Raw genomic sequence first — 20,314 nt, forward strand, 5'->3', positions numbered from 1 at the left:
AGCCACTTACCAGTTGCTCACGCCGGGCCACCTAGGCTGGGGCATCATGCGTACCCGGTTCCGGTGGTCGGCCCCGCTGGCCTTGCTCGCCTGCGGCGGTCTCGTGCTCTCCGGCTGTGCGCGGTTCGACGACACCGCCGCCGGCCAGACGTTCACCCCGGCACCGGTGCCAAGCCCTGAGTCGCCGCCCCAAATCCAGGAGAACGGCACCGATTCCGGCGGCGGTCCGCACCCCGGTCCCGCGCAAGCTCCGCCGACCCCGGTGCCGCCGCCGCAGGGCTGCAAAGACTTCGACAAGGCTGTCATTGCGACCTGTCTGGACACGGTTTCCGCGGTCGCTGGTCTGCCCGGCGACGGATCCTCCCCGTCCGCACTCGCCGGAGAGCGGAAATCCGGTCGGGTCATGCTGGCCAGCGCCGGCCACGATGCCGCGTCGTTCGCACAGCTGGACGTCCAGGCGGACGGCGACGGCGGGCTCACCAGCCTGGCGCTTTCGCCGAGTTACGTCGAGGACCAGCTTGTCTTCGCCTACGTCACGACCGCGACGGACAACCGCGTCGTGCGGTTCGCCAAGGGCCAGGCCCCGAAGCCGGTGCTGACCGGAATCCCTAAGGGGCCGACCGGTAACCGCGGCGCTGTCGCCAGCGACGGAGCCGGAGCACTGCTCGTAGCGACCGGAGACGCCGGCAACCCTGCCTCGGCCACCGACCCGAGCTCGCTGGCGGGCAAGGTGCTGCGGATCGACGTATCCGGCAAACCTGCGGCGGGGAACCCGACTGCCGGATCCGCCGTGTACGCCGCTGGCCTGCACTCGCCTGGCGGCATCTGCAGCTCATCCGACGGGCAGCGACGCTGGGTGACCGACCACCCGGCGAACGGCCCGGACGCGGTTTACCGGCTGCAGTCCGGCCAGCCCCTCAGCACACCCGCCTGGACCTGGCCGGACAAGCCGACGCTGGGCGGCTGCATCGACTTCGTCGACGCGACCGGGGTATTGAGCGTCGCATCGGCGACGGGCTTGCAGAACGTGCCGGTCGGCAAGGACGGAGCCGTCACGGGCAAGCCGTCGGTCTCCCTGGACGGCAAAGGCAAGCCGGGCACGACGTACGGCCGGCTCGCGGCCATGAGCATGGTCAACCCGCAGCTCGGCGTCGCGGGGACGGTCAACAAAGACGGCGGCAAACCGGTCTCCAGCGACGACCGGGTGGTCCTGATCGTGATGAGCGACACCGGCGGCGGACCGGGGAAGGACTGACTCCGTCCGCTGCGCGACCGGCTGATGCGCTGCGCGTCCGGCTGGCGATTGTGCCGTTCACCTGCGGTTGGCCGGTAAGCGGCGACGACCCGGACCGGGTTCGGCGGAGGTGTGCTGGTCTCGCCTGTGGCAGCCCGGCACCGGCAATCCGGTCGCGCCTCGGGGAGCGTCGCCATTGGGCGGCGACAGGCACCGATAGGTTTGTTCAGGGCCTGATGCCCAGGGTCGCCACCGAACGGCGAATCCGTCAGCAACCACCCTCAAACAGGATCGACCAGCGAATCGTCACTCAACGGCGAGAACGCGAAGCCCTGCTCTCCACCCGCGCCGCGCGGATGTCCACCACCGCGGCCACCGCCGACCCGACCGCGAACGCCATTCCCGCATACCGCCCAACGCCGGCTGAAATCGTCACGCCGGCGGCTTCCAGGAAGGCGCGCTGATCGCTGTCGAACACCCAGTCCAGCGTCGTCCAGCCGATCACCATCAGCAGAATCGTCGCCAATCCGGCAACTAGCCACAACTGCGGCAGCCCGCTGATCCGAGCCTTCCGCACCTGTCCGAACAGGACCACCGCCACGCCAGCAAGCACCAGCAGCAGCGGCGGCCCCCACGAGAACAGATCCGAGTTCCAAGCCGTGCGCACGACATCGCTGTGCGGCAACGTCCCGAACGCGTCCCGCACATCCGACGTCGCCGTGTCGGCAGACAGCACCGTCCAGGGCAGGAACGTCGACCCAGTCGCGAGGAGCCCAGCGCACAGGCCGAGCCACTCGCGCCGGGTGACGCGTCCAACCGAGAAAGCCACTCAGGACCCGACGCGCTCGATGATCAGTTCGCGCACACGCTTGGCGTCGGCCTGGCCCTTGGTCGCCTTCATGACCGCACCGACGATCGCGCCCGCCGCGGCGACCTTGCCGCCACGGATCTTGTCGGCGATGTCCGGCTGCGCGGCCAACGCCTCGTCCACCGCGGTGAGCAACGCCGAGTCGTCGGAGACGACCTTCAGACCGCGCTTCTCGACGACCTCGCGCGGCGAACCCTCGCCGGCGAGCACGCCCTGTACGACCTCCTTGGCGAGCTTGTTCGTCAGCTCCCCGGAGGACACGAGCCCGATCACCTCGGCGACCTGAACCGGCGTGATCGCCAGTTCGGCCAGTTCGACCTCGCGCGTGTTCGCTTCCTGCGCCAGCGTGTTGACCCACCAGCCGCGCGCCTCGTCCGGCTTCGCGCCGGCTTCGACCGTCGCCGCGACGAGGTCGACAGCGCCGACGTTCAGCAGGTCGCGCAGCGCTTCGTCGGAGAGCTTCCAGTCTTCCTGGATCCGCTTGCGGCGCTCCCACGGCATCTCCGGCAGGGCCGCACGCAGCTGCTCGACCCATTCGCGCGACGGCGCGATCGGCACCAGGTCGGGCTCCGGGAAGTACCGGTAGTCCTCGGCGGTTTCCTTGGTGCGCCCGGACGACGTGGTGCCGTCAGCTTCCTGGAAGTGCCGGGTCTCCTGGTGGATGGACCCGCCCTCTGCGAGGATCGCCGCCTGGCGCGTCATCTCGTACCGCACCGCGCGCTCGACACTGCGCAGCGAGTTGACGTTCTTCGTTTCCGTGCGGGTGCCGAATTCCGTCGCGTCTTTGGCCATCAGCGACACGTTCGCGTCGCAGCGCAGCGAGCCCTGGTCCATCCGGACGTCGGACACGTCGAGCGCACGCAGCAGGTCGCGCAGCGCGGTGACGTACGCACGCGCCACCTCGGGCGCCCGAACACCGGTGCCGGTGATCGGCTTGGTGACGATCTCGATCAGCGGCACACCGGCGCGGTTGTAGTCGAGCAGCGAGTGCTCCGCGCCGTGGATCCGGCCGGTCGCGCCGCCGACGTGCAGCGACTTCCCGGTGTCCTCTTCCATGTGCGCGCGCTCGATCTCGACCCGAACGACCTCGCCGTCGTCCAGCGTCACGTCGAGGTAGCCGTCGAAGGCGATCGGCTCGTCGTACTGCGACGTCTGGAAGTTCTTCGGCATGTCCGGGTAGAAGTAGTTCTTCCGGGCGAACCGGCACCACTCGGCGATCTGGCAGTTCAGCGCCAGGCCGATCTTGATCGCGCCCTCCACCGCCTTGCCGTTCACGACCGGCAGCGACCCGGGCAGGCCCAGGCAGGTCGGGCAGGTCTTGGTGTTCGGCTCGCCGCCGAACTCGTTGGCGCAGCCGCAGAACATCTTCGTCTTCGTGCTGAGCTCAACGTGGACCTCGAGCCCGAGGACGGGGTCGAACCGCTCGACGACCTCGGCGTAGTCCATCAACTCGGCCACCGCAGTCACTTCGTTCCTCCCAGTTCCGGAACCTGGTGCACCAGCGAGCCGCCGGCAGCGGCGTCGCGCGCGGCCTCGTACGCGGCGCCAACGCGGTACAGCCGGTCGTCGGCGAGCGCGGGGGCCATGATCTGCAAGCCGACCGGCAGGCCGTCCTCGTCGGACAGTCCGCTCGGCACGCTCATGGCCGCGTTGCCCGCGAGGTTCGACGGGATGGTGCACAGGTCGGCGAGGTACATCGCCATCGGGTCGTCGACGCGCTCGCCGATCTTGAACGCCGTGGTCGGCGTCGTCGGCGAGACCAGCACGTCGACCTTCTCGAAGGCTTGGGTGAAGTCGCGCGCGATGAGCGTGCGCACCTTCTGCGCGGAGCCGTAGTACGCGTCGTAGTAGCCCGACGAAAGCGCGTACGTGCCGAGCATGATGCGACGCTTCACTTCGGCACCGAAGCCCTTTTCGCGCGTCAGCGACATGACTTCTTCGGCGCTGTGCGTGCCGTCGTCCGAGACGCGCAGGCCATACCGCATCGCGTCGAAACGCGCGAGGTTCGACGACGCTTCACTCGGCGCGATCAGGTAATACGCGGGGAGCGCGTACGTGAAGTGCGGGCACGACACCTCGACCACTTCGGCGCCGAGGGCGCGAAGCTGCTCCACAGCAGCATCGAACGACCGAAGCACGCCTGGCTGGTAACCGTCGCCGCCGAACTCCTTCACGACGCCGACGCGTACGCCGGACAAGTCGCCCTTCGCGCCTTCACGCGCCGCAGCGACGACCGGCGGCACCGGTGCGTTGATGGACGTCGAGTCCATCGGGTCGTAGCCAGCGATAGCTTCGTGCAGCAGCGCGGCGTCCAGCACGGTACGCGCGCACGGCCCGGCCTGGTCGAGCGAAGAAGAGAACGCCACGAGCCCATAGCGCGACACTCCGCCGTACGTCGGCTTCACGCCGACAGTGCCCGTTACGGCGCCGGGCTGACGGATCGAACCGCCAGTGTCCGTGCCGATGGCCAGCGCCGCTTCGAACGCGGCGAGCGACGCCGAGGAGCCGCCGCCGGAACCGCCAGGGATGCGCGCGTGGTCCCACGGGTTGTGCGTCGGGCCGTACGCGGAGTTCTCCGTTGACGAGCCCATCGCGAACTCGTCCATGTTCGTCTTGCCGAGGATGACGACGCCGGCTTCGCGCAGCTTGCGCGTGACAGTCGCGTCGTACGGCGGCAGCCATCCCTCGAGCGTGCGCGAACCACAAGTGGTCGGCACGCCCTTCGTGGTCAGCACGTCCTTCAGCGCCAGCGGGACGCCGGCCAGCGGCGACGCCGGCTGCTCGCCCGCGGCCAGCTGCTCGTCGACGGCCTTGGCCGCGCCGAGCGCGCCTTCCGTGTCGACGTGCAGGAACGCGTGCACGTGGTCGTCCACCGCGGCGATGCGGTCCAGGTGCGCCTGCGCGACCTCGACGGCGGACACCTCACGCGAGTGGATCTTCGCCGCCAGCTCGGCGGCGGTCAGCTTGACGAGTTCGCTCACTGCTCTTCTCCCAGGATCCGCGGCACCCGGAACCGGCCCTCTTCGGCGGCTGGCGCGGCGGCCAGCGCTTCCTCCTGCGCGAGGCTGGGGCGGACCACGTCCTCACGGAAGACGTTCGTCAGCGGCACGGCGTGCGAGGTCGGCGGGACGTCGTCCGCGGCGACCTGGCTGACCTTCGCCACCGAGTCCAGGATCTGGTCGAGCTGGCCGGCGAAGACGTCCAGCTCGTCGTCGGTCACGGCCAGCCTGGCCAGCTTGGCGAGGTGTGCGACCTCGTCTCGGGAAATGTTGGGCACGCGGGTGACTCCCGGGGTGTGCTGTGCGGGTGCTGTCGGAAGCTGCAAGTCTATGGTGACGGCGCCGGACAGCTCGACCGGGTTATCCGGGCGACGGGAGCCGGGCAGGGCGTCCCGCGTGTCGGACGGCGGGTCCCCACCGGGTACCGGTCTGTCACAATCGGCGCCCGGCAAGCGCGTCCCACAACAGAGCTGGGACGCCTGAAGCGAGAGGGGCGCGTGGTGTCGTTCCTGATCCGGGTCCAGCTACCGGACTCCCCTGGCACCCTCGGCGCGGTCGCGACCGCGCTCGGCACGGTGGGGGCAGACATCCTGAGCGTGGACGTGGTGGAGCGCGGCGGCGGTCTCGCGATCGACGACCTGGTGGTCGAACTCCCGTCCGGCCGGCTCCCGGACGCGCTGATCACCGCGGCCGAGAGCGTGGAAGGCGTCGAGGTCGACGCCGTGCGGCCATACGCGGGCATCCTCGACACCCATCGCGAACTGGAGCTTGTCGAGGAGATCGCGGCCCAGCCGAAAGAAGGGCTGAGCCTGCTCGCCGAGGGCGTGCCGAAGATCATCCGCGCGGGCTGGGCGGTGATCGTCGAACACTCGGAATCCGGCCCACGCCGGCTGGCCTCGTCGAGCGCGGCCCCGGAGAACCCGGTCACGGACCTGCCCTGGCTGCCGCTGGAGCGCGCCACGGTGCTGGACGGCGAGGAGGACTGGGTCCCGGAGACCTGGAAAGAGCTGGGCACCGAGCTGGCGGCGACACCGCTGGGCAAGCCGGGGGTCGCGATGCTGGTCGCGCGGCCGGGCGGGCCGAATTTCCGCGCCGCCGAAGTCGCTCGGCTGGCCCATTTCGCCGGGATCGTCGCGGTGGTACTGGACGGCTGACCCAAGTTTTGGGTCGGCTGTCCTGACATAGAATCACCTGACACGCAGTTGCATGTCAGGTGGTTCTGCTTCAGCTGCGAGTGCTGCGGGATGCAGTCTCGGTCAGCCCGTAGTCCCGGCACGGCCGCGGTCACCGCTTCGCTGGACATCCAGAGACTGATCGCTGGCCATTAACCGCGCTCTCGTTACTCGGCAATGCCGCTGCGTCGGGACGTCGGGTCAGCATTTATCGGCGCAAAGCGTGATCACCGCGTTAGGTCCACCACGGCTCCTGGTTTGAGGTGGTCTGCCGTCAGTCCTGGTCGCTGATCATCGGCCGAACTGGTGCCAGGCGAATCGACCTCGCGGAGGTTGTGCAGCCCAACTGCCTGCCTCGCCCGTCGCCACGCTCAAGGTCTCCGTCGTGGCCGTGATGGTCGCAACAGTCTCCGTTGTCGTTGTGGTGCCGCCCGGCGGCGCAGCGCTGCACGCGACCGCCAGAAACGCGGCTGCACCGACGATAGGCATGGCGGCTTGAGTGGGTTTCGGCGTCATCATGCATCCCCCGGCCGGCCGGAACTTCGTGCGTGACAACCGTCCAACCGCTGCCACCCAACGACGACAACCGTCGGCCAGCCGCCGCTCTGACTTGTCGCCGAAAATCGGCAACAGGCCCTGACCTGCGACAAGACCTCAGAGTGGATACTCGTACGCGATCAAATCGACCCCCGGATGCGGATGCCAGTCCCGCTCGGGCACCCGGCGGAACCCGATTCGTCCGTAAAGCCGGTGTGCCGTCCGCATCACGTTGAGGCTGCTCAGCACGACCTTGCCGACACCGAGTTCCCGGCCCCGGTCCAGCACCGTCCGGGTCAGGGCCTCGCCGATCCCGCGCCCACGCGCTGCCGCGGCGACTGCCAGCATTCGGAACTCAAGCTCCCCCGGACTGGAAATCTCAGCGAGCGCGCTCCCGGGTTGCACCACCGCGACCGACCCCATGACCTGCCCGTCCGGGTCGACCGCGACCAGCAGTTCCGCGTGTTCCGCTCGGCCGGCGACGTCGCGCAGTTTCGCCTCGTACTCGGCGTCGACTTCGAAGAATCCCTCGACCCGGTACGCCTCGACAGTCACTTCGCCGACCGCGTCGAACTCGTCCGGACGCGCTGGACGGATCTGGATCTCAGTCATCGCCAGTCTTCCCGCCTTCGCTGGTGTCGAGTGCCAGTTCCGCGGCCGCCTCGGGTCCGTTGTCGAGCAATGTCCGGAAGCCGTTCTCGTCCAGCACCGGCACCTTGAGCTGCACCGCCTTCTCGTACTTCGAGCCCGGCGAGTCCCCCACCACGACGAACGCCGTCTTCTTCGACACCGACCCGGCGGCCTTGCCCCCGCGAGCCATGATGACTTCCTTGGCTTCGTCGCGGGAGAACCCGTCGAGCGAACCGGTCACGACGATCGACATGCCTTCGAGGTTGCGCGGGATGGACTCGTCGCGCTCCTCCTCCATCCGTACCCCGGCACGTCGCCACTTTTCGACGATTTCCCGGTGCCAGTCGACCTCGAACCACTCCTGCACGGCATGGGCGATAGTCGGCCCGACGCCGTCGACGTCCGCGAGTTCCCCCTCGCTCGCGTCTTCGATTCGTTGCAGCGAACCAAATTCCCGGGCCAGCGCCTGGGCCGCCGTCGGCCCGACGTGCCGGATCGACAGCGCGACGATCACCTTCCAGAGCGGACGGTCCTTCGCCGAATCCAGGTTCGCCAGGAGCTTCCGCGCGTTCGCTGACAGCTCGCCCGCCTTGGTGCGGAACAGCTCCACCTCGGCGAGCGCTTCCTCGCCGAGGTCGAACACGTCGCCTTCGTCGGCCACCACTCGCGCGTCGAGCAGCGCGACCGCGGCCTCGTACCCGAGCACCTCGATGTCGAACGCACCCCGGCCGGCCAGGTGGAACAGGCGTTCCCGCAACTGCGCGGGGCAGAACCGGGTGTTCGGACAGCGGATGTCCTTGTCGCCTTCCTTCTGATAGGCGAGCTCGGTGCCGCATTCCGGGCAGTTGACCGGCATGACGAACTCGCGCTCGTCACCGGTCCGCGCGTCTACGACCGGACCGAGCACTTCGGGGATCACGTCGCCGGCCTTGCGAATCACGATCCGGTCGCCGATCAGGACGCCCTTGCGCTTCACTTCTTCCTGGTTGTGCAACGTCGCGCGGGCGACTGTCGAGCCTGCGACCTTCACCGGTTCGGTCACCGCGAACGGCGTCACCCGGCCGGTGCGGCCAACCCCGACCTGAATGTCGAGCAAGGTCGTGATCGCCTCTTCCGGCGGATACTTGTAGGCGATCGCCCAGCGCGGCGCGCGCGACGTGGAGCCGAGACGACGTTGCAGCGCGACCTGATCGACCTTGACGACCACGCCGTCGATCTCGTGCTCGGCGTCGTGCCGATGTTCACCCCAATAGGCGATGTGTTCGGTGAGTTCGGTGGCGGTCCGCAGCACACGCGCGTGCGGCGACACCGGCAAGCCCCAAGCGACCAGCGCATCGTATGCGTGCGATTGCGTCGCCGGTTCGAAGCCCTCGCGCTTGCCGATGCCGTGGCAGATCAGCCGGAGCCGGCGTTCCCTGGTGACCTTCGGGTCCTTCTGCCGCAACGAGCCAGCCGCGGTGTTGCGCGGATTGGCGTACGGCGGTTTGCCTGCCTCGACCATTTTCGCGTTCAGCTCGAGAAAATCCTCGATCCGGAAGTAGACCTCGCCCCGCACCTCGACAAGTTTCGGCACCGGGAATTCTTCGGTGCCGCTGAGCTCGTCCGGGACCTGTTCGAGGGTGCGGATGTTGAGCGTCACGTCTTCGCCCGTCCGGCCGTCGCCGCGGGTGAGGCCACGCGTGAGCTTGCCGTTCGCGTAGAGCAGGTTGATGGCCAGGCCGTCGATCTTCAGCTCAGCCAGGTACTCGGTGGACCCGATTTCCCTCTCGACGCGTTCGACCCAGGCAGCGAGCTCGTCCGGGTCGAACACATTGTCCAGGCTCAGCATGCGCTCAAGATGGTCGTGCGCGGTGAACTCGGTGGAGAAGGTGCCTCCGACGTTCTGGGTCGGCGAGTCCGGCGTGACCAGCGCCGGGTACTCGTCCTCGATCGCCTGGAGATCGCCGAGAAGCGCGTCGAACTGGCCGTCGGAGACGATCGGCGAGTCCAGCACGTAATACCGGAACTGATGGCCGCGGATCTCCTCGACGAGCGCACCGTGCCGCTCGCGCACGCCAGCCGGCACGTCTGTGACGTCCTGGGCGGCCTCCGTGGCCGCCGGGTCCTGGGGAAGGTCGGTACTGCTCACGGGTGGTGAGCCTAGTCGGAGGCACCGACACTTACGCCCGGCTGCTCCGGCAGGCCGAGGACGAGCTCACGGAACTCCAGCAAATCGATCGTGCCTTCCGGTTCGGCCTCGGCCGTCTCGACCCGACGCAGCCGCTCTGCGGCTACTCGTTCGCCCAACGTCGCGTCGAGCGGCAGGAATGTCATCGTCGTCCGGGCAGCCTCGTCGAGGTCCGCGAACGCTGGATGGTGGACCGCGACGTCGACCACGCCGCCCTCCACCTGCGCGACGATCCGCACATCGGCGAGCGAGATCCGATGCTCCCCCAGGTTCACCGCGACCTCGGTCGGATCCGGGACCGGCGGCACCGAATCGTGGTACTCCCAGATGGCGTCATCCGGCGGACCGGCGGCCTTCCAGGCGTCCGTGTACGGGCGCAGCTCCGGGTCTTCCTGTCCGCTGACGACCAGCGCGTAGATTGCCCGCCGACCTCGCTCCAGCGAGAAGTGCAGCCGGGGGTGAAAGGTCTCGACCAGCACACACAGGTCGTGCTCGACGCGGCGCGGCTCGCCTTCGCCCAGCGCAGCACTGACCTCGGGCAAAAGGTCGTACCAGCCTTCCCAGAACGCGACCGCCGCCGCGGCTGCGTCGGACGGCACCGGCTGCTCAGGCCACGGCGTACGAGGATCTGGCGGCGCGGCGTCCGCGGATGCGGTGTCAGAGCGGCGACGGAACAAACGCATGATTCGGAATTTCCCCCGGTTGTCTCTCTCTGCATCCACGGTACGCGCCGTCCCCTCGGCACGTCTGCGAAATCACCAGTTCTCAGGCGGCTCGACAAACCCTTTGCCCAGGTCGCGGCTGAGAGCGAGAGCACGGCGCATCCACTCGTTCGTGGCTCCGGCCAGCCCGCATGCCGGCGTTGGGACCGCGCGCTCGGCGAGAATCGAACGGTTGAAACCCAGCCGGTCGACGAGCTTGAGGGCCGGTGCCGCGACCTCTTTCAGGGTCGGAGCGACCGTCGGGCCGAGGGCCGGAACGAGCCCGAGGAACAACGACATCCCGCTGTCCCAAGCCTCGCCGATCTCGTCCAGAAGCTCCGCTGACGCACCGGCGAGCGCGCTGACGTCGAATGCGACCGCGCCGGCGCCAGCAGCGCGGAACAGCGCAAATGGCGGCCGCGGAGCACAGCAGTGGACGATGACCGGCTGACCGGTGATCGCGCCGACTCGCTCGATCGTCGCGGCCAGCAGTTCCCGCACCTCAGGCTCGGGAATCGCCGGAACATTCCCGTATCCCGACGGCGTGCGCAGATTCCCGGCAAGAACCGCAGGCAATGTCGGCTCGTCGAGCTGCACGACGACCGGCGCTCCACTCCGCGTGACCAGTTCGGCGACGTGCTGGGTGAGCCCGTCGAGCAACGACTCAGTGAAGTCCCGCAGCGCGCCGCGGTCGGTGAGAACTCGGTGTCCGCGGGCCAGCTCGATCCCGGCGCCGAGTGTCCACGGCCCGGCGATCTGTGCTTTGAGCACAGCCGGCGCACCGGCGTTCTCCCTCGCCTCCTGGACCGCGTCGAGGTCCCACTGGAGCAGGTCACGCCCCCGGCGATGGTCGTGACCAGGCCGCCCAGCCACGCGGTAACCGCTCGGCACGACTTCGACAGCGAGGTCGACCAACAGCGCGGCGCTCCGGCCCACCAGATCGGCACCAACGCCCCGAGCAGGCAGTTCAGGCACATACGGGAAGCTGGGAAGCTCGCCGAACACCACAGCGGCAGCCTCGACGGGATCGGTCCCGGGCATGGACCCGATCCCGGTAGCGGCACCCGCGGGCCAAGGTCGTTCACTCACAAGCCGAATTGTCGCGGAACGGGACGCCGCTCGCCGCACCACCCCTTCCGAACACATTCACCCGAGTGCGCGTAACTAGCCGGACATTCGCCGCATATCCCTTTGCCTGCACCGAATTCGGGGCCATCAGGTTAGTCTGGATCGTCATGACCAGCGCCGCCCCGCCACCGCCCGGCAAAACACCCGGTGACGCATCCGCCCGGGAGCCGCAGCGAGTAGCCATGCCCGGAGCACTGCCGCGCCGAACCTCGGGCCGATCCCTCGAACGGACGCTCTTCACCGAGCCAGTCCTCTTCGTAAGCCGCACCCCGAAGCCGACGAACGCCGGCGACGAATACGGCGTGTTCGACGGCCAGGGCATCCACATCGGGGCGGTCACGGTCACGACTCCGAGCTTTCTCCGCAGACTCATTCAACTTCTGTGGAAATCCGACCAGTACGTCGGCCGCCGGTTCGAAGTCCGCGACGCAGACCAGAGCACGGTCTTGAAGGTGGCGACACCGGCAAAGGACCCGGTCGCTCGGTTCATTGTCACCCGAGCTGATGAAACTCCGATCGGCAAGATCGCGCCTGACGGCAACGGCCGCTTCGCTCTCCGCGGCGAGAGCACGACAATCGCCACCGCCACCGTTTCGGCGCGGCACCCGTGGGAAGTCGCCGTCGAGGACCACTCCGGCACTGAGGTAGCCCGAGTCGCGCGCATCGCGCCGGACGCTTCCCCGATCAGCGGCGACGCCTGCGTCGTCGAGATTCCACAGCAAGTCCCCGAGCCTCTGGCCAGCATGCTTGTCGCCGCCACGCTGACGATGGACATCGCCTTCGCTCCGCAATCCCGCTGACCACGTGACCGGCGTCTCACCCCCACTCGGTGGACAGCGCACGAAACGCGGCTCAATGTAAGGAAAGTCCGGGACGTCGGAGTCCCGCTGGGACGGAGGTCGCCGTGGAGCCGTTGCCCGAAGGCAGCAACTCGAATTGGGCGGACCCCGGGGTTTACGAAGTAGCCACGGGTGTCTACCGAATCCCGTTGCCCTTGCCGAACGACGGCCTGCGCGCAGTCAACGTCTATGCCGTTACCGACGGCACCGACCTTGTGCTCGTCGACTCGGGCTGGGCACTCGAAGAGTCTCGCCGCCTGCTGACCGAAGCGCTCGACGCGATCGGTGCCGAACTGGGTGACGTTCGCGAGTTCCTCATCACCCACGTCCATCGGGACCACTACACCCAAGCCGTCGCACTCCGGCGCGAGTTCGGCAATCGCATCGCCCTCGGCAAGCTCGAAGAGCCCTCGCTAGACGCAAGTGCCGATCCGAACAAGTTCCCTTTGCAGGCTCAGGTCGACCTCCTTCGTCGCAGCGGCGGCCAAGCGGTCATCACCGCACTGAGCCAGATGTTCGGCTCAGCACCTCGCCCTACCGAGGACGATCTTTGGGAAGCCCCGGACGAGTGGCTGGCACCTGGCCGGCGCACCGTGCTGCCCGGACGAGAGCTGGACGTCGTCCATACACCGGGCCACACCAATGGTCACGTGGTTTTTGTGGACGCCGCAGCCGGCCTGTTGTTCTCCGGCGACCACGTGCTGCCTCACATCACGCCCTCGATCGGTTTCCAACCTGTTCCCGCGGACTTGCCGCTCAACGACTACCTCGAATCGCTCCGCTTGGTGCGGGCCATGCCTGACCACCGCATGCTGCCGGCCCACGGACCGGTCACCGACAGCGTGCATGCGCGCATCGACGAACTCCTTGCCCATCACAGCCAACGTCTCGAGACGATGGCCGCCCAAATCGAAGCCGGCGCAAGCACAGCGTTCGAAGCGGCCAGCCGCCTGGGCTGGACGCGCCGTGGCCGCAAACTGTCCGAAATGGATGCCTTCAACCAGATGCTCGCCGTTCTGGAAACCGGCGCGCACCTGGATCTCCTGGCCTCACAGGGCAAGCTGGCGGTCGAAGAGACCGACGAAATTCGCCGCTACAAGACCGCATAGCGTCCGACCGCCGATCACTCACCCGATGGAATACTGACTGTCATGACACCCCTGGCCGTAAGGAAGGCCCGCCGCGACGATGTCGAAGCGATCGTGCGGATGCTTGCCGACGACCAGCTCGGCGCAACCCGAGATTCGCCCGACGACCTCGACCCTTACCTGCACGCTTTCGAAAGCATTGCCGCAGACCCGAATCAGCTGCTGGTCGTCGCGACCTCCTCGGACGACCAGCCAGTGGCGACGCTTCAGCTGACGATCATCCCCGGTCTCGCTCGACGCGGCGCGCTTCGCGGGCAAATCGAGGCGGTCCGCGTACACCAGGACCGCCGCGGTTCGGGCCTTGGTGCGCGACTCGTGCAATGGGCCATCGACGAATCCCGGCGACGCGGCTGCAACCTGGTCCAACTCACGTCGGATACAAGCAGGCAGGACGCGCACCGTTTCTACGAACGACTGGGTTTCGTCCCAAGCCACACCGGCTTCAAGCTGCGTCTCTGATTCCCCCCTCCGAGCAACTCGGCCGTCTCGCGATCACGCGTTCGACTTTCACCGTGCCAGAACCGCCGCGGAAATGCCAAGCCGCTGCGCGAGGGGTCCGTTCGCGCATTTTAGCTGACAGTATCCGCCTCGATGCGTATCGTGACATTTATGAACATGTCCGCCGCCGCGGCAAACCAAGCCGACCACGGCACCACCACCGAAACCGCCGACCTTGTCTTTTTGCTTCGCGCCATGCAGTCAAATCTGGAACTTTTCGGGCGTCTGCAAGCCGAACAACTCATGGCAGCAGCCAAGAGCGCAGACCGGCAGATAGCGCAGCTGCAGGCTCTGCAGCTGCGCTGCCTGGCCGCACTGCGAAGACGAAGACCGGACCAGCGTGAACTGGCTTGCGAACTCGCCCTTGCTTTGCACATCACGGACACCCGCGCTGGAGCGATGCTCTCCGCCGCCGACGCTTTGACCGAGCGCTTGCCACGGACCCTGCGCCTCATGGACCAGGGCGAGTTGGACCTCTATCGAGCTATGAAGGTCACCATCGGCACGAGTCGCCTCTCCGACCACCACGCACAGCTGGTCGACGTTCTGCTCGAGCCCCGGTTGGCCGATAAGAACCCGACGCAGATCCGCAAAGCAACCGCATACGCTGCAACAAAAATCGATCCGGACGGCGCAGCGAACCGGATGACGCAGAGGCACTCCGAGCGACGGGTCATGCTCCACCACCAAAGCGAAGGCATTTCGCAGCTTACCGTCGACAACGTATCGACCGACAAGGCCACCGCAGCCTATCTTCGCATCGATCGGATAGCTCGATCGCTCAAGACCGGCAGTGAAAAACGCACCCTCGACCAACTACGAGCCGACGTCGCGGTAGACCTCTTGCTCACGGGCAAGGGCGGCGTGCCGGAGCGAAGCGAGGTGTACCTCTATGTCGACCTGCAGACGTACCTGGGGCTCAACAACAATCCAGCAGAGCTGACCGGTCATGGACACATCCCCGCCGAGTTGGCGCGCCACATCGCGACCGGCCCCGACACCACCCTCCGCAGGGTGATCACTGATCCGCTGACCGGGCAGGTCATCGAGGTCGGGAAATTCAGGTACCGGCCCAACATCGACGTGGACGAGCTCATTCGAGTCCGTGACCGAGAGTGCCGGCAGCCGGGATGCCCGCGACCAGCGCAGAGCTGCGTTACGGAAGCAACCGGCTCTGATCCCACAGACACCGATTCGACGTTGAGCTATTGCCGTCGTCATCGCCGGTTGAAGAACCGCGCAGACTGGACCTACCAGGTCTTGGAAGACGGAAAGCTCGTTGTCACAACACCGACCGGGGAAACGGCAGAAAGCACAGCTCCGCCGCTACACGATCCGCAACCGAATCCTGAGCATCCAGGCCAAGAACGCCTGGGCGCGTAAGGAGATCAGCGCGTTCCCGAGATCTTGGCGCTGCCGAGAACGAGGTCGCCTGCCTCGCCGTCTTGCTGGTAGAGGACCACGACCTGACCGGGTGCCACACCCCGCAACGGCTCGCGCAGCTGGATGGAAACTCTCCCGTCGTCGCCCACTTCGGCGACGGCATCGGCGATGCCGCCGTGTGCACGGACCTGAACCGTGCATTCGGTCGGCCCGTCGAGAACTCTCCCGCTCGGCCAGATCGCCCGGTCTGCATCGATAGCTCCGACACCGAGATCAGCCGACGATCCGACCTTCACCGTGCCCGAAACAGGTTCAAGGGAAAGGACGTACCGCGGACGGCCATCGGCAGCCGGCGCATCGATGCCAAGTCCCTTCCGCTGCCCCACCGTGAACCCGTGCACACCGGTGTGGCGTCCCAGCACTGCGCCCGTCTCCGCGTCGACCAACTCTCCCGGACGCTCGCCAAGTCGCTTCTCGAGGAACTTCTTGGTGTCGCCATCCGGAATGAAGCAGATGTCATGGCTGTCGGGCTTGCGTGCAACGGAAAGCCCGCGCTGCTCAGCTTCTGCTCGCACGTCCGACTTCCAGGAGTCGCCGAGCGGAAACATTGCATGGCGAAGCTGCTCCGGCTGAAGGGAAGCCAGTACGTAAGACTGGTCCTTGCCCTCGTCCGCGCTCCGGCGGAGCTCCAGTTCACCGTCGACCGTAGCCAGACGCGCGTAGTGACCCGTCGCGACGGCGTCGAATCCGAGCGCAAGCGCCTTCTCGAGCAGGGCCTCGAACTTGATCTTCTCGTTGCAGGTCACACAGGGGTTCGGTGTCCGGCCGGCGGCGTACTCACCCACGAAGGTTTCGACGACCTCTTCGGTGAAGCGCTCCGCGAAGTCCCAGATGTAGAAGGGGATGCCGAGGATGTCCGCGGCCCGTCGCGCGTCATGTGAGTCTTCGATGGTGCAGCAGCCACGCGAACCGGTCCGCAGCGTGCCCGGTTGAGCCGAAAGCGCCAGGTGCACTCCAACGACGTCGTGGCCGGCATCCACCGCACGCGCTGCGGCTACGGCCGAGTCGACTCCTCCGCTCATTGCAGCCAAAACCCGCATTGCTTACACCTCTTGCTTCTGGATCTGTTTACGCATGCCGGCGAGGCCGGCCTGTCGAGCGCGGGCGACGACACCGCCGATCTCACGGGCAAGGGTGTGCACGTCGTCCAGTGTCGACGTGTGACCGAGCGAAAATCGGAGGGATCCCCTTGCTGCGGAAGCATCCGCACCCATTGCGAGGAGAACGTGACTTGGCTGCGCGACGCCTGCCGTGCAGGCCGAGCCGGTGGAGCACTCGATGCCCTTTGCGTCCAGGAGCATCAGCAGGCTGTCGCCCGCGCAGCCGGGGAAAGTGAAATGGGCGTGGCTCGGGAGGCGGTCTCCTTCACGGCCGTTGAGGATCGCGTCTGGGACCTCACGCAGGACTGCGGCCGCGAGTTCATCACGCAGCTTTTCGACCCGAGCGGCGTAATCCGCACGTCCGCCGACGGCAGCTTGCACGGCGGCTGCGAAGCCGGCGATGGCGGGAACGTCGAGGGTGCCGGAGCGCACGCTGCGCTCCTGCCCGCCGCCGTGCAGCACCGGGACGCAGGAGGTGTCACGGCTGAGCAGCAGTGCGCCGACGCCGTAGGGGCCACCGAGTTTGTGACCAGTAAGAGTGAGCGCGGCCGCCCCGGAAGCGGTGAAGTCGACGGGCACCGCACCGACTGCCTGTACTGCGTCGGTGTGCAGGGGGATGTTGTACTCGTTGCAGACCGAGGCGAGAGCGGCGATCGGATTGACGGTGCCGACCTCGTTGTTCGCCCACATCACTGTGGCCAACGCGACGGTCTCCGGCGACGATTCGATCGCGGTGCGAAGCGTGTCCTCAGCAACCCGGCCCTGATCGTCGACTTCGAGCCAGGTGATCTCCGCGCCGGAATGCTGTTCCAGCCACTCGACTGTGTCCAGAACCGCGTGGTGTTCAACCGTGCTGCAAAGGATACGGCGGCGGGCTGGGTCATCACCATTGCGTGCCCAGAAGATGCCCTTGACCGCGAGATTGTCGCTCTCGGTGCCTCCACCGGTGAAAATGACTTCCGACGGACGCGCACCCATCGCCGCGGCGATCGCCTCGCGCGCCTCCTCGACCGACCGGCGAGCCCGCCGGCCCGAAGAGTGCAGCGCGGAGGCGTTGCCCACGGTGGACAAAGCCTCAGTCATCGCCGCCACGGCTTCGGGCAGCATCGGAGTGGTCGCCGCATGGTCGAGATAGGTCATCGCTCTACCAGCGTAGACCGCTGCGGCCTGTGACGAAGCTCGCCCCAGCCCGCAGAGTGGCACGTCACACCTGTTTCGGCCACCTGCTGGTGAGGCGGACGCCGAGCAGCGCGAGCAGTACGAGCGCGATGGCGAGCACCGCCATCGGCAGCGACGGCTGAGCGGCCGACGCGACGACGGTTAGGAGAACCCCGCCGAGGCCAATGAGCAGCGCCGCTCCGACCCAGTCCGCCAACTGCATGGCTGAGGTGTTGAACCCGCGCTCCCCCTCCGGCGAATAGCGCAGCAGCAGGACTGAGATGGCGGGCATTGCGATGCCCATCCCTGCGCCGCCAACCGCGCAAATGATGAATGCCACCCAGGCCGGGAACCACGGTTGGGCGACGAAACCGAACCCGACCAAACCGGCAGCGACCAGGGCGAACCCGGTTCTCAGCGATACCTCGCGCGACCAATCGAGAAACCGGCCCTGGAGCGCGGACGCGGCGGACCAGCCGAGCGCGGTGATGGTCAGCGGCAGACCGGCAAGAGCGGGGCTGTAGCCATGCACAGAGCTCATCGTCAGCGGGAGGTACGCCTCCATCCCGGCGTACGCGCCGGAGATCAGGGCGCGGGAGGCAACCACCGTGGGCAGCCCGGGCCGAGACGTCATCGTGCCAACGGGCAATAGCTTCCGCAGCGCGACCGCCAGCGCGACCAGCCCCGCGGCACCGTAGATGATCGCGACCGGCGACGGGTGTTGCCCCGCCCAACTCAGCGCCGCGACGCCCAACGCAGCGACCACCGCAGGGATAACTCCGGCACGACGTCCGCGCGACGACGGGACATGGGCCGGCAACCGGCGAGTGACCGCGTAGAGGAGGGCTACTCCTATCCCGACCAGCGGAATCAACCCGAGGAACACCCATCGCCAGCCGACGGTGACGGTCACCAAACCGGCCACCGAAGGGCCGATGACGGCTGGCAGAACCCATGCCGCCGCGTTGGCGGCGTAGATGACGGGGCGTTCGCGGTCGCTGAACGTCAGAGCGATCAGAAGCGACACCGAGACCAGCAGGAACCCCGAGCCGAAGCCCTGCAGGGCACGGCCGGCGAGGAGCGCTGGCATGGTGGTCGCGGTGCCCGCGACGAGGAGTCCGGCTGCGAACAACGCCGGCCCGACCAGCAACGCCGGGGCCGGGCCCCGGCGATCTCCCAGCCGGCCGGACAAGACTGTGGCCACGACGCTCGCCACCAGGAAGGTGGTGAACGGCCACGAGTACAGCGCGAAGCCGTGCAACTCGGCGACCAAGGTCGGCATCGCAGTGGCAACGCCCATGTTCTCGAACGCCACGAGCGTGACCACGAGCAGCAGGCCGACAGTGACGAGACGGTGCTCGGGACTCCACAGAACACTTTTGTGCGGCCGCGTTTGGACGGTCTGACTCATGATCACGAGACTGCAACCTCCAGCACTGTGGAAGTCAAGCGGGTTGGCGAGGCACGCGCGCGCCGGGGTGATGCGCAAGACCGCGACGGAAACGCTGGGTGACGCCGCTCTGGAACTTGGCGGCGAGGCCCAGCAGGTCGGCCAGCCGATGCGGTGAACCAGGTTCACCGCAGCTGTCGCTGAGCACCGCTTATGCCGAGCCGGGACTAGCGTTGGCCGCTGGCAGGCGAATAGAGCATGGCTCGGAATGTTCCGGGCGTTGACCAGCTTGAGATAGGACGTACGGCGTGCCGCCGCGGATCGAAGGAGAGTGCGATCGAATGCGAGCTATCACTTTCGCCGAGTACGGCGGACCCGAAGTCCTTCAACTGGCCGAAGTCCCGGCACCGGAGCCTGGCCCGGGCCAGGTGCGCGTCGCCGTTCGGCGGGCAGGCGTGAACCCGATCGACTGGAAGATCCGGTCCGGAGCGATGGCCGGCGGCGCAGCACTCGAAAACCCGCAGATCCCGGGCCTGGAGATCGCGGGGGTAGTCGACGCGATCGGCGGCGGCGCTGAGTTCAGCGTCGGCGACGAGGTGTTCGGATGGTCGTCGACCGGCGGGTATGCGGAGTTCGCGCTCGGTGGAACGATTGTCCGCAAGCCGGCGGATCTCTCATGGGAAGACGCGGCGGCGTTGCCGGTCGCCGGCGAGACGGCGTTGCGGGTCTTGCGTTTGCTCGAGGTCAAGCCCGGTGAGCTTCTCGTAGTTCACGGCGCGAGTGGCGCTGTCGGGCGGTTTGCGACCCAGATAGCGGTCAGAACAGGGGCGACCGTCATCGGAACGGCTGGGCAACGAAGCCTCGATGAGGTTCAGTCGTTAGGAGCGACTCCGGTGCGTTACGGCGAGGGTTGGCTTGAGCGAGTCCGGGCAGCGGCTGACCGGCCTGTCGACGCGGTGTTCGATGCGTCCGGCCATGGGGTCTTGCCGGAGTCGGTCGAGCTGCGTGGGTCGAAGGAACGCATCGTAACCATCGCGGATCCGGCGGCATTCGAGATGGGGATTCCGTTCACTTCCGGCGGACAAGATGGCCAGACGCCTGAGGTACTCAACGAGATCCTCGGATACGTCCAAGCTGGGCTGCGGATTGCTCAGGGGAAGAGCTACCCGCTGGCGGAAGCAGCAGCCGCGCAGGAGGAGAGCCAGAACGGCCATCCCGGCGGGAAGCTGACCATCGCCGTTTCTTGACTGCCATTGCCGCGTACAGTCGATCATGAGGACGGTCTGGGGCGAAGTGGTCCGG

19 protein-coding genes are annotated in these 20,314 nt (G+C 67.4%); 8 read left to right on the plus strand and 11 right to left on the minus strand.

All coding sequences use genetic code 11. The features are described 5' to 3' along the window. The first annotated feature begins 46 nt into the window (after positions 1 to 46). Positions 47 to 1,255 (plus strand): PQQ-dependent sugar dehydrogenase, encoded by a 1,209-nt coding sequence (locus tag AMYBE_RS0123705; protein WP_027927935.1) that lies wholly within the window; start codon positions 47 to 49, stop codon positions 1,253 to 1,255. Between the two features lie 289 nt (positions 1,256 to 1,544). Here AMYBE_RS0123705 and AMYBE_RS0123710 read toward each other — a convergent pair whose 3' ends face one another. Genes AMYBE_RS0123710 through gatC form a run of 4 tightly spaced genes read right to left on the minus strand, consistent with a single transcriptional unit; the run spans position 1,545 to position 5,379 of the window. Beyond that, complete coding sequence (locus AMYBE_RS0123710; protein WP_020661880.1) at positions 1,545 to 2,063, minus strand: hypothetical protein; 519 nt, start codon at positions 2,061 to 2,063, stop codon at positions 1,545 to 1,547. Continuing rightward, complete coding sequence (gatB, locus tag AMYBE_RS0123715; protein ID WP_020661881.1) at positions 2,064 to 3,569, minus strand: Asp-tRNA(Asn)/Glu-tRNA(Gln) amidotransferase subunit GatB; 1,506 nt, start codon at positions 3,567 to 3,569, stop codon at positions 2,064 to 2,066. It abuts the gene before it with no gap. Next, complete coding sequence (gene gatA / locus AMYBE_RS0123720) at positions 3,566 to 5,083, minus strand: Asp-tRNA(Asn)/Glu-tRNA(Gln) amidotransferase subunit GatA (RefSeq protein WP_020661882.1); 1,518 nt, start codon at positions 5,081 to 5,083, stop codon at positions 3,566 to 3,568. The genes gatB and gatA overlap by 4 nt, the downstream gene beginning before the upstream one ends. Beyond that, entirely contained in the window at positions 5,080 to 5,379 is a 300-nt protein-coding gene (gatC, locus tag AMYBE_RS0123725; protein WP_020661883.1) for an Asp-tRNA(Asn)/Glu-tRNA(Gln) amidotransferase subunit GatC, read from the minus strand. Before gatC ends, gatA begins: the two co-directional genes overlap by 4 nt. Positions 5,380 to 5,601: 222 nt before the next feature. Between gatC and AMYBE_RS0123730 the strand changes: the two genes are divergently transcribed. Beyond that, positions 5,602 to 6,255: an ACT domain-containing protein gene (locus tag AMYBE_RS0123730; protein WP_027927936.1), complete on the plus strand. Its 654-nt coding sequence runs from the start codon at positions 5,602 to 5,604 to the stop codon at positions 6,253 to 6,255. A 672-nt stretch (positions 6,256 to 6,927) separates the two neighbouring features. On the opposite strand, the gene AMYBE_RS0123735 is transcribed toward AMYBE_RS0123730, so the two are convergent. The 4 genes from AMYBE_RS0123735 to AMYBE_RS0123750 all read right to left on the minus strand — a co-directional run bounded on the left by AMYBE_RS0123735 (position 6,928) and on the right by AMYBE_RS0123750 (position 11,397). Next, positions 6,928 to 7,422 carry a GNAT family N-acetyltransferase gene (locus AMYBE_RS0123735; RefSeq protein WP_020661885.1) on the minus strand — a complete coding sequence of 165 codons (495 nt, stop codon included), beginning with the start codon at positions 7,420 to 7,422 and terminating at the stop codon, positions 6,928 to 6,930. Then, positions 7,415 to 9,568: an NAD-dependent DNA ligase LigA gene (gene ligA / locus AMYBE_RS0123740; protein ID WP_027927937.1), complete on the minus strand. Its 2,154-nt coding sequence runs from the start codon at positions 9,566 to 9,568 to the stop codon at positions 7,415 to 7,417. The genes AMYBE_RS0123735 and ligA overlap by 8 nt, the downstream gene beginning before the upstream one ends. 11 nt (positions 9,569 to 9,579) lie before the next feature. Further along, positions 9,580 to 10,290 carry a hypothetical protein gene (locus tag AMYBE_RS0123745; protein WP_027927938.1) on the minus strand — a complete coding sequence of 237 codons (711 nt, stop codon included), beginning with the start codon at positions 10,288 to 10,290 and terminating at the stop codon, positions 9,580 to 9,582. Between the two features lie 72 nt (positions 10,291 to 10,362). Continuing rightward, complete coding sequence (locus AMYBE_RS0123750) at positions 10,363 to 11,397, minus strand: methionine synthase (protein ID WP_027927939.1); 1,035 nt, start codon at positions 11,395 to 11,397, stop codon at positions 10,363 to 10,365. A 65-nt stretch (positions 11,398 to 11,462) separates the two neighbouring features. On the opposite strand from AMYBE_RS0123750, the gene AMYBE_RS0123755 reads away from it, so the two are divergent. The 4 genes from AMYBE_RS0123755 (at position 11,463) to AMYBE_RS42225 (ending at position 15,304) form a co-directional block, all read left to right on the plus strand. Next, complete coding sequence (locus tag AMYBE_RS0123755) at positions 11,463 to 12,236, plus strand: hypothetical protein (RefSeq protein ID WP_211226844.1); 774 nt, start codon at positions 11,463 to 11,465, stop codon at positions 12,234 to 12,236. 104 nt (positions 12,237 to 12,340) lie between these two features. Continuing rightward, positions 12,341 to 13,384 carry an MBL fold metallo-hydrolase gene (locus AMYBE_RS0123760; RefSeq protein WP_020661890.1) on the plus strand — a complete coding sequence of 348 codons (1,044 nt, stop codon included), beginning with the start codon at positions 12,341 to 12,343 and terminating at the stop codon, positions 13,382 to 13,384. A gap of 42 nt (positions 13,385 to 13,426) precedes the next feature. Further along, positions 13,427 to 13,882 carry a GNAT family N-acetyltransferase gene (locus AMYBE_RS0123765; protein WP_020661891.1) on the plus strand — a complete coding sequence of 152 codons (456 nt, stop codon included), beginning with the start codon at positions 13,427 to 13,429 and terminating at the stop codon, positions 13,880 to 13,882. Between the two features lie 150 nt (positions 13,883 to 14,032). Beyond that, positions 14,033 to 15,304 carry a DUF222 domain-containing protein gene (locus AMYBE_RS42225; protein ID WP_245573243.1) on the plus strand — a complete coding sequence of 424 codons (1,272 nt, stop codon included), beginning with the start codon at positions 14,033 to 14,035 and terminating at the stop codon, positions 15,302 to 15,304. 5 nt (positions 15,305 to 15,309) lie between these two features. Here the strand turns inward: AMYBE_RS42225 and mnmA are convergent, their stop codons facing one another. The 3 genes from mnmA to AMYBE_RS0123785 all read right to left on the minus strand — a co-directional run bounded on the left by mnmA (position 15,310) and on the right by AMYBE_RS0123785 (position 19,033). Continuing rightward, positions 15,310 to 16,404, minus strand: a complete 1,095-nt coding sequence (gene mnmA / locus AMYBE_RS0123775) for a tRNA 2-thiouridine(34) synthase MnmA (protein ID WP_027927942.1) — start codon at positions 16,402 to 16,404, stop codon at positions 15,310 to 15,312. Positions 16,405 to 16,407: 3 nt separating this feature from the next. Continuing rightward, positions 16,408 to 17,604, minus strand: coding sequence for a cysteine desulfurase family protein (locus tag AMYBE_RS0123780; protein WP_020661895.1), 1,197 nt, complete (start codon positions 17,602 to 17,604; stop codon positions 16,408 to 16,410). A gap of 64 nt (positions 17,605 to 17,668) precedes the next feature. Beyond that, positions 17,669 to 19,033, minus strand: a complete 1,365-nt coding sequence (locus AMYBE_RS0123785; protein ID WP_027927943.1) for an MFS transporter — start codon at positions 19,031 to 19,033, stop codon at positions 17,669 to 17,671. Between AMYBE_RS0123785 and AMYBE_RS45035 the strand changes: the two genes are divergently transcribed. Beyond that, entirely contained in the window at positions 19,032 to 19,190 is a 159-nt protein-coding gene (locus AMYBE_RS45035) for a hypothetical protein (protein ID WP_154676284.1), read from the plus strand. The genes AMYBE_RS0123785 and AMYBE_RS45035 overlap by 2 nt on opposite strands. A 163-nt stretch (positions 19,191 to 19,353) precedes the next feature. Beyond that, on the plus strand, positions 19,354 to 20,259 hold the full coding sequence (locus AMYBE_RS0123795) for an NADP-dependent oxidoreductase (RefSeq protein ID WP_020661898.1): 906 nt from the start codon (positions 19,354 to 19,356) through the stop codon (positions 20,257 to 20,259). Positions 20,260 to 20,314: the final 55 nt, after the last annotated feature.

It is taken from the genome of Amycolatopsis benzoatilytica AK 16/65 (genome assembly GCF_000383915.1).
Classification (GTDB): Bacteria; Actinomycetota; Actinomycetes; order Mycobacteriales; family Pseudonocardiaceae; genus Amycolatopsis; species Amycolatopsis benzoatilytica.

Coding starts and splice junctions, on each gene's coding strand:
- AMYBE_RS0123705 (WP_027927935.1), top strand. CDS start 47: ATGCGTACCCGGTTCCGGTGGTCGGCCCCGCTGGCCTTGCTCGCCTGC.
- AMYBE_RS0123735 (WP_020661885.1), bottom strand. CDS start 7,422: ATGACTGAGATCCAGATCCGTCCAGCGCGTCCGGACGAGTTCGACGCG.
- AMYBE_RS0123745 (WP_027927938.1), bottom strand. CDS start 10,290: ATGCGTTTGTTCCGTCGCCGCTCTGACACCGCATCCGCGGACGCCGCG.
- AMYBE_RS0123765 (WP_020661891.1), top strand. CDS start 13,427: ATGACACCCCTGGCCGTAAGGAAGGCCCGCCGCGACGATGTCGAAGCG.
- AMYBE_RS42225 (WP_245573243.1), top strand. CDS start 14,033: ATGAACATGTCCGCCGCCGCGGCAAACCAAGCCGACCACGGCACCACC.
- mnmA (WP_027927942.1), bottom strand. CDS start 16,404: ATGCGGGTTTTGGCTGCAATGAGCGGAGGAGTCGACTCGGCCGTAGCC.
- AMYBE_RS0123780 (WP_020661895.1), bottom strand. CDS start 17,604: ATGACCTATCTCGACCATGCGGCGACCACTCCGATGCTGCCCGAAGCC.
- AMYBE_RS45035 (WP_154676284.1), top strand. CDS start 19,032: ATGATCACGAGACTGCAACCTCCAGCACTGTGGAAGTCAAGCGGGTTG.
- AMYBE_RS0123785 (WP_027927943.1), bottom strand. CDS start 19,033: ATGAGTCAGACCGTCCAAACGCGGCCGCACAAAAGTGTTCTGTGGAGT.
- AMYBE_RS0123795 (WP_020661898.1), top strand. CDS start 19,354: ATGCGAGCTATCACTTTCGCCGAGTACGGCGGACCCGAAGTCCTTCAA.